This window comes from Fimbriimonas sp. LA-C6, assembly GCF_055398105.1.
The window spans coordinates 2,688,104-2,702,511 of sequence record NZ_AP038796.1; the positions used below are offsets into that span (position 1 = coordinate 2,688,104).

General features: G+C 55.5%; 12 protein-coding genes. 4 read left to right on the forward strand and 8 right to left on the reverse strand.

Translation table 11 applies throughout. From position 1 onward, the window contains the following. The first annotated feature begins 52 nt into the window (after positions 1–52). Both ACZ51B_RS12500 and ACZ51B_RS12505 read left to right on the forward strand, forming a co-directional pair. Positions 53–1,042, forward strand: coding sequence for a phosphatidylglycerol lysyltransferase domain-containing protein (locus ACZ51B_RS12500; protein WP_464293664.1), 990 nt, complete (start codon positions 53–55; stop codon positions 1,040–1,042). A 22-nt stretch (positions 1,043–1,064) separates the two neighbouring features. Further along, positions 1,065–1,511, forward strand: a complete 447-nt coding sequence (locus ACZ51B_RS12505; RefSeq protein WP_464293665.1) for an IS200/IS605 family transposase — start codon at positions 1,065–1,067, stop codon at positions 1,509–1,511. A 776-nt stretch (positions 1,512–2,287) separates the two neighbouring features. Here ACZ51B_RS12505 and ACZ51B_RS12510 read toward each other — a convergent pair. The 5 genes from ACZ51B_RS12510 to ACZ51B_RS12530 form a co-directional block, all read right to left on the reverse strand. Next, complete coding sequence (locus ACZ51B_RS12510; RefSeq protein ID WP_464293666.1) at positions 2,288–3,814, reverse strand: YifB family Mg chelatase-like AAA ATPase; 1,527 nt, start codon at positions 3,812–3,814, stop codon at positions 2,288–2,290. Between the two features lie 37 nt (positions 3,815–3,851). Then, a complete protein-coding gene (locus tag ACZ51B_RS12515) occupies positions 3,852–4,460 on the reverse strand; it encodes a hypothetical protein (RefSeq protein ID WP_464293667.1) in 609 nt (202 codons plus the stop codon). Beyond that, positions 4,457–4,717, reverse strand: coding sequence for a hypothetical protein (locus tag ACZ51B_RS12520; RefSeq protein ID WP_464293668.1), 261 nt, complete (start codon positions 4,715–4,717; stop codon positions 4,457–4,459). The genes ACZ51B_RS12515 and ACZ51B_RS12520 overlap by 4 nt, the downstream gene beginning before the upstream one ends. A gap of 3 nt (positions 4,718–4,720) precedes the next feature. After that, on the reverse strand, positions 4,721–6,124 hold the full coding sequence (pyk, locus tag ACZ51B_RS12525; protein WP_464293669.1) for a pyruvate kinase: 1,404 nt from the start codon (positions 6,122–6,124) through the stop codon (positions 4,721–4,723). A gap of 137 nt (positions 6,125–6,261) precedes the next feature. Then, positions 6,262–8,646 carry a phosphocholine-specific phospholipase C gene (locus ACZ51B_RS12530; RefSeq protein WP_464293670.1) on the reverse strand — a complete coding sequence of 795 codons (2,385 nt, stop codon included), beginning with the start codon at positions 8,644–8,646 and terminating at the stop codon, positions 6,262–6,264. Between the two features lie 102 nt (positions 8,647–8,748). Here ACZ51B_RS12530 and add point away from each other — a divergent pair, with 102 nt between their 5' ends. Continuing rightward, positions 8,749–9,765, forward strand: a complete 1,017-nt coding sequence (gene add / locus ACZ51B_RS12535) for an adenosine deaminase (RefSeq protein ID WP_464293671.1) — start codon at positions 8,749–8,751, stop codon at positions 9,763–9,765. A gap of 7 nt (positions 9,766–9,772) precedes the next feature. On the opposite strand, the gene ACZ51B_RS12540 is transcribed toward add, so the two are convergent. The 3 genes from ACZ51B_RS12540 to lepB (ACZ51B_RS12550) form a co-directional block, all read right to left on the reverse strand. Next, complete coding sequence (locus ACZ51B_RS12540) at positions 9,773–10,111, reverse strand: TfoX/Sxy family protein (protein ID WP_464293672.1); 339 nt, start codon at positions 10,109–10,111, stop codon at positions 9,773–9,775. A 261-nt stretch (positions 10,112–10,372) separates the two neighbouring features. After that, a complete protein-coding gene (lepB, locus tag ACZ51B_RS12545) occupies positions 10,373–10,906 on the reverse strand; it encodes a signal peptidase I (RefSeq protein WP_464293673.1) in 534 nt (177 codons plus the stop codon). Positions 10,907–11,147: 241 nt separating this feature from the next. Further along, positions 11,148–11,660: a signal peptidase I gene (gene lepB, locus ACZ51B_RS12550; RefSeq protein ID WP_464293674.1), complete on the reverse strand. Its 513-nt coding sequence runs from the start codon at positions 11,658–11,660 to the stop codon at positions 11,148–11,150. 120 nt (positions 11,661–11,780) lie between these two features. Between lepB (ACZ51B_RS12550) and polA the strand changes: the two genes are divergently transcribed. Next, entirely contained in the window at positions 11,781–14,405 is a 2,625-nt protein-coding gene (gene polA, locus ACZ51B_RS12555; protein ID WP_464293675.1) for a DNA polymerase I, read from the forward strand. Positions 14,406–14,408 lie beyond the last annotated feature (3 nt).

The window sequence follows — 14,408 nt, forward strand, 5'->3', positions numbered from 1 at the left end:
GATGGGGTAGCTTGCAGACACGAACACCTCCTTTGATCACGCCAGGAAACTGGTGCTGCAACACGGCTGGAACACCACCTGCTACCAGATTTTGAACCCAGGCATTGATCTTTGGTTCTCCGGGCAGGGCGATGCTGTGGTGGGTTATGTGCGTAGGTATGGCGTGCATGTGGTGGCGGGTGCGCCGGTTTGTAGTAAGGAGAGGCTGCCTTCAGTGATTGAGGAGTGGTCTGGATTTGCCAAGCAGACGTGCTATTTCGGTGCCGAAGAGCGGTTGCATCGCCTGTTGAGTGATCAGAAGGAGTACTCGACGGTCGTTTTAGGGGCTCAGCCGGTTTGGAGTCCTCGGTCGTTTTCTTTGTCCGCCCGTTCTGATCGATCTTTGAGGCAGCAGTTGAACCGAGCCTTGAACAAGGGCGTGACCGTGGAGGAGTGGCCTAGTGAGCAGGCGGTGAGCAACCCTGAGCTTCGGCGCATCTTGGACGAGTGGCTTGAGACGAGGCGCTTTCCGACCATGCACTTTTTGGTTGAACCTAACACCCTGGACCGGCTGATGGACCGGCGGCTTTTCGTGGGTCTTCGGGAGGGTAAGCCGGTTAGTTTTGTGGTCCTTGCCCCTAGCATGAACCAGCAGACGTGGCTGACTGAGCAGTTTGTGAGAGGGAGAGAGGCTCCGAATGGGGCTATTGAGCTGACTCTCGCTTATGCGGTTGATGCTATTGAGGCTGCCTCCATGGTGACGATGGGAATCGTGCCGCTTTCGCAGAATGTTGACTATGGCGCTGCGAGCCCTTTGTGGCTCAGGGCGGTGCTTGCGTGGACTCGGGCGCATGGGAAGCGGTTTTATAACTTTGATGGTCTGGATGCTTTTAAGTCGAAGTTTCGGCCGGACCGTTGGGATGCGATTTATGCCATCTCGCGGGAGTCGCAGTTTTCACCGCGGACTCTGCATGCGGTTACTGCAGCGTTTACGTCGACCGCGCCGGTTTGGGCGGTGAGTAAGGCGTTGGGGAGGGCGGTTCGGGAAGAGTTGGGGCTGTGAGCGGTGCCAGAATGGGATCGTCATGGCAGGGTCCTTCGTCAATCTGAACGTCCATATTGTTTTTAGCACCAAGAACCGACATCCCTACTTTGATGAGGCAGGACTTCCGCGTGTGCATGAATATCTTGGGGGTGCCCTCCATGGGCTTGGGGTGGTTCCAGTGCAGGTGGGTGGTGTGCGAGACCACGTTCACCTCCTTGGGAGTGTAAAAGCTACGCACCGCTTGTCCGATATTGTTCGGGAATTGAAGAAGTCATCTACGCGTTGGATTCGGGATGAGTTGGGCATTCAGTACTTTGAATGGCAGGAGGGCTGTGGCGCGTTTGGAGTCAGCCAGGAACGAACGGCGGGTGTCGTCAAGTACATCGCGAACCAGGCGGAGCATCACCGATCCAAGTCTTTTGAAGAGGAGTTTGTTGAGCTTTTAAGACTTGCGGAGGTTCCGTACGATCCGAAATATTTGTTTTAGTTGAGACAGGGGCATTCTGCGACCGCCTATCGGGGTCGGGGAGTAGCGGGTTGGCTGTCGGCGGGTCTTGGGACCCGCCGCTACTTTCTGGCATCCCATTCGGGATGCTCCGGATCCGGGTTTCCGTCCATTTGGTCCAAGTCTTTTGGAGAGGAATTTGTTGAGCTTTTAAGACTTGCGGAGGTTCCGTATGATCCGAAGTATTTGTTTTAGTTGAGACAGGGGCATTCTGCGAACGCCTACCGGGGTCGGGGAGTAGCGGGTGAGCTGTCGGCGGGTCTTGGGACCCGCCGCTACTTTCTGGCATCCCATTCGGGATGCTCCGGATCCGGGTTTCCGTCCATTTGGTCCAAGTCTTTTGGAGAGGAATTTGTTGAGCTTTTAAGACTTGCGGAGGTTCCGTACGATCCGAAATTTTTGTTTTAGTTGAGACAAGGGCATTCTGCGACCGCCTATCGGGGTCGGGGAGTAGCGGGTGAGCTGTCGGCGGGTCTTGGGACCCGCCGCTACTTTCTGGCATCCCATTCGGGATGCTCCGGAGGGTAGTGGGAGTTTGATGGAAGGGACTGTTTGGGTCTGTTTGTATGCCGGGCTTTCAGCCCTCTTTCTGTTGGTGGGTCTTTCCCAGGGCTTGCGCCGCTGGGCTAGGTTATGTCGGTCTTTCAGACCTCTCGGAGTGGTGGTCTCTTTAATACAAGGGCATTTTGCGACCGCCTATCGGGGTCGGGGAGTCGGGGTGGGCTGTCGGCGGGGCTGGGGGAGCTGTTGATCGTTTCTCAGATCTCTGTTCGTTCTCTGAATTGAACTGCTTCGGCTAGGTGGGGTTTTCTTAGGAGGTTTGAGCCTTGTAGGTCGGCTATGGTTCGGGCTACTTTTTGGATTCGGTCGAAGACTCGGGCGGAGAGGCCGAATTTGGACATGACTATGCGCATGAAGTCTTCGCTTTCTTTGTCTAGGTGGATGCTTTCTCGCAGCTCGCGGGGGGACATTTTGGCGTTGATTCGGTTTGGGCCTAGGCGCGACCATTGCATTTCGCGGGCCTTGAGGACTCGCTCTCGGATTGCGGAGGAGGGTTCGGCTGGGGTGGTGTTTAGGAGCTCCTCGGCTTTGAGGCGGGGGACTTCTATGTGGATATCGATGCGGTCCATGAGGGGGCCGCTGATTCTGCCGGCGTACTTGATGCAGCTTCCTGGGTTGCTGACGCATTTCTGCTCAGGATAGCCACGGAAGCCGCAGGGGCAGGGGTTCATGGCGCCTACTAGGATGCAGCTTGCTGGGAACGTGATGGTGTTTTGCACTCGTGCTACGGTCACCACTCCGTCTTCCAAGGGCTGGCGCAAGGCCTCTAGCACGGAGCGGTCGAACTCGGGCATCTCGTCCATGAACAGGACTCCGTGGTGGCCCATGGAGATCTCGCCTGGCTTTGGATTTTTGCCACCGCCTACGATTGCGGCGTGTGAGGCTGAGTGGTGCGGGGATCGGAAGGGGCGCTCCCAGACTAATCCGCGCGAGACCTTTTCGCCATTGGCTGAATGGATGCGGGTGACCTCGATGCTCTCCTCTAGGCTTAGGGGCGGCAGGATGGTGGGCAGGCGGCGAGCCAGCATCGTCTTGCCTGAGCCGGGTGGGCCTGTCATGAGCACGTTGTGGCCGCCTGCTGCGGCGATCTCTAGCGCTCGGATGGCGTTTCGCTGGCCTTTGACGTCGCTAAAGTCGATGTCGTAGGAGGCGCTTCGGGCGTTTGGGGTGTCTTCAAATCGCTGAGGGGTGATCAGCATGGAGCCGTTTAGGAGCTCGACCGCTTCTAGGAGAGACTCTACGCCGTACACGTCGATCTGGGTAGCGACGGCGGCTTCCATGGCGTTCTGTTTGGGAACGATGAGCCTTTTGAAGCCGTGTTGAACTGCCATGAGCGCAACGCTGACGGCTCCGTCGATGGGGCGGAGTTGGCCGTCTAGACCTAGCTCGCCGAGGATCATGGTGTCGCGCAGCTCTTCTAGGGCGATCTGGCCAGATACGGCGCACAGGGAGATCGCCATGGGGAGGTCTAGCCAGGGGCCTTCTTTGCGGATGTCTCCGGGTGCTAGGTTGCACATGATGCGGCGGTCGGGGAAATCTAGGCCGCTGTTTCGGATTGCGGTGCGGACGCGCTCTTTGCTTTCTTGGACTGCTTTGTCTGGAAGGCCTACTAGTACGAAGTTTCGCTCTACGGCGTCGGAAACTTTGGGTCCAAGATCGGCTTCTACAACAATCGGCAATGCCTCTATTCCGATAAGGGTTGCCGAGTGAGCCTGCGCGATCATCTGCCGATTATGCTTGCAAACGGGTACTGAATTCCTACTATCGTAGGCCTTGGATCTTGTGATCCTTTAGGATTGCGTCCACCGTTAGCCGGGCGCGGTTCGTGGTGCCTGGTAGGAAAACGGTGTCCATTTCGAAGTGGAGGGTTTGCACCAGGCCGAGTTTGGGCATCCAGCTGAGCTTTCCGTGGGCCTCGACGCCTTTGGATTCTTTTAGTTGGAATTCGCTGTCTGTCTTGAGGGGGTTTGTGGCGGTGACTCGAAACTTGAGGAGTGTTTCGGCTTTGGGAATCGTTCTTTTCTCGGATGCTGGAGCGATTGAAAGGAGCCTCAGAACTCGATCGATGTCTGGCTCGTTGGTGGGTTGGTATTCGAGCAGGTTGTACGCGTTGTCGAAAGAGAAGCGGTTGAGATCGGGCTTGGTGCCTTTTGCGGGAGGGACGCGGTCCTCGCCTTCTAGTGAGTAGAGAAGGACGCGCTCAACTTCTACATCTGTGCGGCTTTTGGTGGCGCTTGTTACGGAGAATTTGACGGATTCTTTGTCGACCAGATCCACGTCTAGCTCTTCGCTTTTGTAGTGGACTGTAAGGTCGTAGGACCAGGTGTCGCCTTTGGTGAACAGTGTTGCTAGGGCGAGCAGGAGGATCATGGCGCTACGGGTTTTTCGTCGCGTTTGTGGTAGCCCATGCTTCGGGCTAGCTCTTCTCTGCCGGTGCTTGTGTCGTAGCGCGCTTCTTTTTGGCGGTCTTCTGCATGCCGTTTTTCGCTGGCGTGCATTTCTGCCGTGAGCTGGTCGGTTACCTTCTTTTGTTCGTGCGCGACCTGCCAAGGGCGTAGGCTAAAGAGGATCCCAGTGGTCACTGCTGCCACTACCCAGAACACCTTAAACCATCGCCCTAGTTTCACTCTTTAATTGACCACCTGCGTGATGATGAGGTTCGTATTTCCGACTTTTCCTGCTGGAATTCCTGCCGTTACTGTGACGAGATCGCCGCAGTTCAGGCGCTTGAACCGGAGGAAGGCATCGATCGCGTTGGCGATGATGTCGTCTGTGTTCATTGGTAGGTCGATCATCGTAGCTTCTACGCCCCAGACGACGGCCATCTGGCGTTGGGTTGCTTGCTCCCAGGTTGCGCAGAGGATTTGTGTGTTGGGTCGGAATTTGCTGACGAGACGTGCGGTTTGACCGCTTGTGGTGGTTGTGAGAATGGCGGCTGGTCGCAGCAGACGCGAGAGGTCGCACACGCTGTGCGCGATTGCGTCGGTGTGGCCTATGCCGTCTTGGCTACGAATTTGGAATCGGTCTTCGATGCGCGTGCGATCGAATTTCTGCTCGGCGGCCTCGGCGATGCGGGCCATGGTCTTTACGCACTCAATGGGGAACTCGCCGGCGGCTGTTTCGCCGCTTAGCATGAGGGCATCGGTGCCGTCGAGGACTGCGTTTGCGACGTCTGTGGCTTCTGCACGCGTTGGGCGTGGGTTGGTCATCATGCTTTCCAACATCTGGGTGGCTGTGATTACGGGGCGACCTGCCCAGTTGCATTCCTCGATGATGTGCTTTTGCATGAGTGGGACTTCTTCGATGTCCATCTGCAGGCCCATGTCGCCTCGGGCGATCATGATGATGTCGGACACCTTCATGATGTTCTCAAGATCGACAATCGCTTCTCGCGTCTCGATCTTGGAGCAGATTTGGATGCCCGGATCGAGGCGGTCGAGGACTCGTCGGAGTTCGCGCACATCGGCGGCGTTCTTCACGTAGCTTAGAGCCACGAAGTCGACACCGTAGCGGGCTGCTGTGGTGACGTCCTCGATATCTTTCGCACTCAGGGCGGGTGTGTCGAAAACTTTATTGACCAACGTGACGCCCTTTCGGCTCTTGAGGACTCCGCCGTTGATGGTGGTTGCTTCGAACTTGAGGCCGTGGCCGGATTCCACCATCAGCTCGATCTCACCGTCACCTAGCAGGATTCGGGTGTTTGGCGTGATGGCCTTGAGGATCTCTACCTGGTTGATGGGGATGTCTACGTCGCCCTCGCCGAGGGTGACGGGTTGCCCGGGCATGAGGGTGATTGGCTTGGTTAGGTCGCCTACTCGGAACTTGGGGCCTTGTAAGTCTGCAAGGACCGCAATGGGGGCGATTTCTGGGCTGAGTTCGCGGATCCAGTCGATCCAACGCTTTTTCGTCTCCCAATCGCCGTGGCTACAGTTGAGGCGGGCTACGTTCATTCCCGCGTCGATCAGAGCTTTCATCTTGACCTGACTATCAACAGCAGGTCCTAGGGTGCAAACAATCTTAGTGCGTCGTTTCATGGCTTCCGTGCCCAATTTCTTTGAGTGTAACCCTTTTCTTCGGGTTACAAATGCACTTTCCACCCTCGCAATAACACGTAGGAGTCAAATCGGGTCGAGAATTGTTAACATTTCGACCCGATCGTTTGGCGATTTAACTAGTGTTTGCCGATGGCGGGGTCTGTGACTCCCCACTTGCCGGTCTCTAGTCGACCTGCGTATCGGTAGTGCAGATCACCGACCTGCACGGTGAAGTCGTACCAACCTTGTCCGGGTTTGGTGTCTACATGGTGGCTCGCTTTTCCGCTTGCCTTGACCGTGATCGATGTTTCGCCTGCGCCGTAGGACTCATCTCGGACGGTGACCTTGAGGTCGCTTGTGGAGTGGTTTACCAACAGGACCTCCATGCCGCTCTTGCCGTCGTGGACGGTTACTTCGAGAGCTGGGGCGGTGGGCGTGCCTTTGAACTGTCTCATGAAGCCGTTGGGGCCATCTACGCGTACGTGGTACTGCTCCCCTACTGTCCAATCGTCTGAAATCGAGTCGCCTGCTTTCACTGCGTAGGATCGACAGATCATCTCGGCACCATAGGAGTACGCGTTGAATGGTGAGCCTAGGGCCTTTTTGCCAAAGCGCTTGTTGCTTGCTTCAAGGGTTACGTGCAGTTGATTGCCGATTAGCTTGGCGTTAACTACCTGCTCGTAGGGCAGCGGACAGGATGGTCTGGTACCACTCTCTTGGGCTGCTCCCATGTTGAAGGAAGCAATCTGCTCAGGCGTTAGGGCCTCTCCACGCTTTGGAGCTTTCTGGAATTTTGCCTCGTGGATCGACTGTACCGTCGCGTCGCGGTCTAGCATCTTGGGTAGAGCCAGAGTCTCGCCGTTGTAGGGGCGGAAAGTGGTGCTGAGGTCGCCACAGACGGTGCGTCGCCAATCGCTGATGTTTGTCTCAACTACCTGCTTGCCCTTGTGGCTCAACCAGGTCTCCATTAGCTGGATCACGGAGGTGTGGTCGAAGACCTCGGAGTTGACTGCTCCACCGCGGCTCCACGGAGATGCGATTACGAGGGGGACTCGGAACCCGAGACCGATAGAGCTTTCTCGGTTGTGGTTGTTCGAGACGTCGGCTGTGGTGTCAATGCCTTGAGAGACCTTGCCCGTCTCGGGTCGTCCGGGGAATGGCGCTACGAACGGAGGGACGTGGTCGAAGTAGCCGTCGTTCTCGTCGTAGCAGAGGATGAAGATGGTCTTCTTCCAAACCTCGGGGTTCTCGGTGAGGATGTTCATCACTTCGGACACATACCAAGCACCGTACCAGGCCGAAGTTGGGTGGTCGGAAAAGTGCTCGGGGGCAACGATCCAAGAGACTGAAGGGAGCTTGCCGCCCTTGACGTCCTGTCGGAACTGGTGCAAGGTATCGCCTAGAGGAACCTGCAAGGAGCGCTCGTGGTCTCCGTCTTGATAGCTCAACTTGGTGAGCTTTCGGTAGTTGGAGTCGTTCTCGTTGGTGGTGAAAGCCTTCTCATGAAGTGCACGGGTGAAGGCAGACTCTGATTTCCATGCTTCTTCGGTGTACTGCGCGCTTTCCTTTTGCACCGAGGCGAGGGTCTGTTTTAGTCCTTCAAGCTCTTTGGTGAGCTTCTGGAGGTCTTCGCCTGTGGCCGACTTGATTGCAGTTTCCTTTGCGGCGATTTCGGATGGTAGATCCTTCAGCTGCTTTGCGATGAACGCTCGTCGGCCCTTGGCGAAGCGAACCTTGTACTGCGTGAACCACTCTAGGGGGTTGTCGGTGAAGTTGGAAAGCCATGCATCTTCTTCGCCGACGAAGCCGGAGTCGATGCTGATTTCATTTTGATAGACGCGCCAGGTTACGCCTGCTTTCTCCAGCCGTTCTGGATAGGTTGTCCATGCTGCTTCGGCGTCGTAGTCTGTGTCGCCGTTTTGAACTCGTGCAGGGGCGTGAGCGTTCTCCCGTATGGTTCCAGTCCACAGGAAGAGTCGGTTGGGAGTGGTTCCTGTTAGGGAGGAGCAGAATGCTTGGTCGCACACGGTGAAGGCATCTGCGAGGGCGTAGTAGAAGGGGATGTCCTCTCGCGTGTAGTGACCTAGTGTGAAGGGCAGATCGGTGCGGGGCTTGGCGTAGAGCCAGCGGTCGTACTTGCCACCGTTACGTGCGTCTACTTGGTCTGGCCAGGAGTGAGGCAGACCTCCGATCCAGGTTGCGTTTGTGCGCTTGATGTCTAACCGAAAGGGAGCGTAGGTGCGGCCCTGCGGATCTTTTTGGAACCATACGGGATTGCCGTTTGGCTGGATGTGTGCACGTGGGTCACCGTAACCGCGGACTCCTTGGAGAGCGCCAAAGCAGTGGTCAAAGGATCGGTTCTCTTGCATGAGAATGACGATGTGCTCGGCGTCTAGGAACGTTGAGCCTTTCTCCGGGTCGATGCTCATGGCTCGTGCAATGGCTTCAGGAACAGAACCCCAAACGAAGGCGGAGCCTGTGAGAACGGCTGCATTGCGCAGGAAATCGCGTCGGGTGTGCATGATTAACCATGTAAACGTACCCGAGCGCCAGCTGCAATTATGTTGCTCACAACCTGGCCTTAACATCCTTAGCCCGAGACAAAGGGCGTAAACTCTCTGAACATGGTAACCCGCGAGTTTTGCCGTCAGCTGCCCAAAGTGGAGCTCCACGTCCATTTGGAAGGTTCTGTCCGGCCTGAGACGGTTCTGAAGCTGGCGAAGCGCCACGGCATCACCCTGCCCGCAGACTCGCTTGAGGGGCTCCAGGAGTGGTACACGTTCCGCGATTTTCCGCACTTCGTCCAGATTTACGTGGCGATTTCGAAGTGCATTAAGACCGCGGAGGATGTTGAACTGATCGCCCGGGAGTTCCTGGAGGGACAAGCCGAGCAGAATATCTACCACAGCGAGGTCACTTACACCGCGTGCACCATCGACAAATTCAACGGCATCTCTTGGCCGGACCAGCACCAAGCTTTGTTAAGAGCCATCAAGTACGGGCAGGAGGAGCTAGGCGTGTCGATGGGGGTCATTTTGGATATCGTGAGAGGCGATACTGTCGAGCGCGCGATGCAGGTATTGGATTGGTGTACGAATGCAGAGGGCGTGGTTGCGTTGGGACTTGCGGGCGAGGAGGTTCGGGGCACGGCTCAGTACGCTGAAGTGTTTGCTGAAGCAAAAGCGAGAGGTGTGACCGTGATTCCTCACTCCGGCGAAACCGTTGGTCCAGAGAGCATCAAGGAGGTCCTTGAGTTCTGTAATCCTAAGAGAATCGGACATGGCGTCCGCTGTGTGGAAGACCTGAAGCTCGTGAAGCAACTGCGAGACTTGCAGATTCCGCTTGAGGTGTGCCCGAGTTCGAATATCTGTTTAGGCGTGTTCAAGTCGATCGAGTCTCATTCGCTGCCTCAGCTTCTGGATGAGGGGCTGTATGTGACGATCAACTCGGACGACCCACCCATGTTCAACACCACGCTTTCTGAGGAGTATTTCCGCTGTGCAGAGGCGTTTGGGTTTAACGAAGACATTCTGTGGTCACTCTCCCAGAACGCCGTGAGAGCGAGCCTGCTGGCCGATGATGCCAAGAAAGAACTCATGGCAAAGATGCGCGAAGAGTTTAACGCGCTGATGGAAAACTAGACCCAACTTACGAAGCGTTGGATAACTTGCGGCGGGCGTAGTTGGCGCTCTTCTCGACCCAGAACAGGAACTGCTCCAAGTTGTCCAGCACTTCGCGAGGCATTTTTACATACTCGCGCATTGGCTCCGCGTCTTTGTCTGGTCGCATGGGGCCAGAACCTGGCAGTTCCATGGCTGCGCTCAAGTCTTCTGGGCACAGTTTTAGACCAATTTCGTCGCCAACAAGGAAGGCGAACATTTTTTCGCCAGTGTAGATGCCCATGCCCCCGAACATACGTCGAGCGCGTACATCGTAGGCTTCTGCAGCCCGCATCATCTGTTCGTACCGAAGTGGACGATAGACCATTCTATATTTCCCCTAGCCACTCCCCTGGTGCCGGCTATGAATCTGCACACGGTAACCTGCGCAGAATTGCATTTTACCAAAGCATTCCCAATATGGATTACCAGTTTATTGAGGTTGTTCTATCCCAAGCGAGACCGATATTTGAGACAGTGCACTACTAGGATGACCGGAATACGCCCAAATTAGTTCGCTCCTGGATAAAAAGCGGGGTGTTTCCTCCAAAAGTGCCCACTCCCAAGGCGTCCCTCGGGAGTTTTTGACTTACTTATGGAATCTGGATGCCACCAGTTTGACCGCCACTGGCTCGCTGACTGGGGGCTCAACGTATGGCTTGGCATGGACTACGACGCGCTTCACGTCATCAGTGGAAACACACCCGTAGATTCGGGAATCCAGCGACCCGCGTCGGTTATCGCCAAGGAGGTAGACGTAGTTGTCGGGGATGATATATTCCCTGAACTCTGTTTTTGAAACGACTGTGCGCAGTTTGATGTCGTACAGATCCACCCACTCGCCGTGGATGTTTAGCTGAGGAATTCGGTCGCCTGCAACGTACGCAACACGCTTGACCACCGTGCCCAACTCTGGATTCTCCACAACTACGACATCACCGCGGTGTAGAGGCCCTGCCACCGGAACCGTCATCGCCAGGGAGTAGGCCGAATAAGTCGGTTCCATCGAATGCCCCACAAACACGAGTGGGCGATAAGGTTGCACATATGCAACACTCGCGGCCAACAGTGCGATGGTGAACGGTTTGCCAAACGCCAACTTCAGTAATTCCTTCCCTGCCATGATTCACTCCTAAAAAGTCTATGGGCTTAATTGTCAAGACTTAATAGTCTCTTAACGTTTGACAATGGCAAAACGATCACCATTTAGGCAAAAAATAGAGATGAAGCACTAGTTCGCGGCAATTTGAACTAACAACGGCGATGCTTCTTAACAATTTCTCTTAACAATAGCGCGTAAAAAAGCCTGAGCTTTCTTGAAAGCTCAGGCTTCGGTACATCCTCAATTGTTAAGAAAACCAGGGCTACCGCATTGCCATACGGTTTTCTTTCCAATCGCTGGGAGGCGCTGGTCTTGGAGCAATTACCACTCTCTCGACCCGATCCATCGAGACGGCACCGAAGATCCTTGAGTCCTCCGATTCGTCACGGTTGTCCCCTAATATGAAAATCTCTCCATCCGCAACTGCTCTGGAACGGATACGGTCGGGCTTGATGTGACGAGCTTCGCGAACCCCGATGAGGTTTGCCCAACCCGCGACAGTACGGTACTGCCGAATGACATCGCCTGCGACGAAAGCGACCCGCTTTACGATCCTTCCGCGTCCTGGAAGGTTCACTACCACCACGTCGCCACGTTGCAATGGTCGGTTTACGGGCTCCGTGAGGGTCACGGAGAAGTTCTCATATGTCGGATTCATGGAAGCGCCCACGAAGACGAGAGGTCTATACGGCTGGAGCCAAAGGCCACCTGCTAGGGCGAGAACTGCGAGAACGATTTTTCTTGATGCGCTGAAACGCTGTACTTTGCTGAACAAAAGATCACCACAGCACGTTCATGAAAGCAAAGCAAATACATCTTTATTAACGGGTTCAAGAGGGCGAAATGATCGACCTCTCACTGAAAAACGGGTCTTAAAGCTGGGTAGCCTTCCGATATGAACCCGAAGAGGCTGGTCGTGATTGATGGCTACTCCCTGCTTTACCGAGCATTTTTTGCCACGCGATATCTCAGCACCAGCGACGGAAGGCCTACTAACGCCCTGTTTGGCTTTACGTCCATGCTCTTTAGCATCCTCGAAAAAGTGAAGCCTCACGCGATTGTTGTTGCTCTTGATGCTCCCGGCAAAACCTTCCGCCACGCTGAGTACGAGGCCTATAAGGGAACCCGCAAGGAGACGCAGGATGAGCTTAAGGTTCAGCTGAAAGAGTCGCGCCACCTTATTGAGACCCTGGGCATTCCTTCGGTTGAAGTGGTTGGTTTTGAGGCTGACGACGTGGTTGGAACGATCTCCAGGCTGGGTGAGGAGAACGGTTATTACACCACCATCGTCACGGGTGACCTTGACTCGCTCCAGTTGGTTGATGAGTGCGTGTCCGTTCTGACTTTGAGCAAGGGTGTCTCTGAGACCGTCACTTACGACCCTGCTGCCGTCGTTGAGCGCTATGGTTTTGGGCCGGTTCATGTTCCCGACTTTAAGGCTTTGAAGGGCGACCCTAGCGACAATATTCCTGGCGTACCTGGGATTGGAGACAAGGGGGCCACGGAACTGATTCAGCAGTTTGGGACCGTGGAGCAGCTGCTCGAAAGATGGAGCGAGGTCCCGGCCAAGTATCAGAAGAAGATCGAGGGCAACCAGGACCAGATGATTATGTGCAAGCGTCTGGCCACGATTATTCGAGACGTGCCTCTTGACTACAACTTCAAACCGTTTGTCCTTACGGATGAACAGATGAAGGCTGCCATCGCCGTTTTGGAGAGTCTCGAATTCAAGTCTCAGGCACGGCGGGCGCCCCAGGTTTTGGGTGCCTACTTAGAGGGTGCTGATCAGGCGGGAGCCGATGCTGAAGAGATCCCGGTTGTAGAGGATGAGGTGATCGAAGCGGAGTCCTCCGTGGTGGAGAGCTTCGCTCAGTTGGACTCGCTGGTGGGTACGCAGACCTACGCCGTTTTTGTGACTACTGTGGGTGTTCGGACCGACCTCTTTGCCGACGACACGCGGCGTGCTTATGTCGCCTTGGGCAACCGGGTGTTCGATTGTTCGGAGAGTGATGCTCTTCAACTGGTTACCAAGTATCCGCAGAACGCGATTTTGCATGACGCCAAGCCGTTGTACCGACGACTGATAAAGACCAACCCGGACATTGCTCCCCCAGGGTTTGACACGATGCTTGCTGCCTATGTGCTGCGAAGCGAGCGGTCTCAATATGCTCTTCGCGATCTCATTCAGGCTTACTTGGAAGTTCAACCACCGACTCAGCCAGAACAGATGGCGGCGGCTCTTTATCGGCTGGCTGAGCCACTGAAGGATCGGCTTGAGAAAGAGAGTCAGATGAAGGTGCTGATGGAGGTTGAGATTCCGCTCATCTCCGTTCTGGCAGCCATGGAAGAGGCGGGTATCTGCACAGACCGCAACCAGCTGCGGGAGTTTAGCAAGATGCTTGAGGTGACGATTGCCTCCACCACTGCAAAGATTTATGAGCTGGCTGGGCAGCAGTTCACCATTGGGTCTCCTAAGCAGCTTGGGGAGATCCTTTTTGATAAGCTTCAGATTCCAGGGGCTACTAAAACGAAGACTGGGTATGCCACTGGAGCCGAGGTTCTGGAGCCGCTTGCTGCCCAGTATGAGATCGCTGCTGAGGTTCTGAGTTGGCGCGAGTTGTCGAAACTTAAGAGCACTTACGCTGACTCACTTGAAAAGCTGATCCGAGAAGACGGGCGCATCCATACGACTTACCACCAGTACGTGGCTGCCACTGGACGGCTTTCTTCTAACGACCCTAACCTCCAGAACATTCCTATCCGAACTGAACTTGGACGAGGGATTCGCAAGGCGTTCACGGCTCCTGAAGGGTTTGCGCTTGCGTCGCTGGACTATAGCCAGATTGAGCTGCGCGTGCTGGCGCATATGTGTGAGGAACCGGCGCTGGTGGATGCGTTTAACCGGCGTGTGGACGTTCACACGGTTACGGCCCAACAGATGTTTGGGCTTGGGGAGGGTCAGGCCACCAAGGAGCAGCGCCGACTGGCGAAAATGCTTAACTACGCGGTCTTGTATGGCGTGAGTGAGTTCGGCCTTGCCCAGCAGTTGGGTGGTGGGTTTAGCATTTCCGAGGCGAAGGAGCTGATCCGGCTTTACAACGAGCGGTTCCCGACCGTGAAAGAGTTCACCAATGAGATTATCTCGGAGGCTAGGAGCAAAGGGTTTACGGCTACGCTCATCGGACGTCGTCGGTACTTCCCGGACATCCATGCGCCGAAGGTGATGGAGCGCAAGTACGCGGAGCGGCAAGCTATGAATGCTCCGATTCAGGGAACGGCAGCGGACATGCTTAAGCTTGCGATGTTGCATGTGGTGCCGATCCTGAAGGGCTGCCAGACCCGTATGCTACTGAATGTCCACGACGAGCTTGTTTTTGAGTTGAAGCAGGGCGAGGAGTTTCTTATTGAAAAGCTCCGCCTCACCATGGAGCAGGCACTTCCTCTTAAAGTCCCGGTGGAAGTGGATGCCAAGGTTGGCGACAACTGGAATGATATGACTCCTGTTATCGTTAGCGCTTAGACC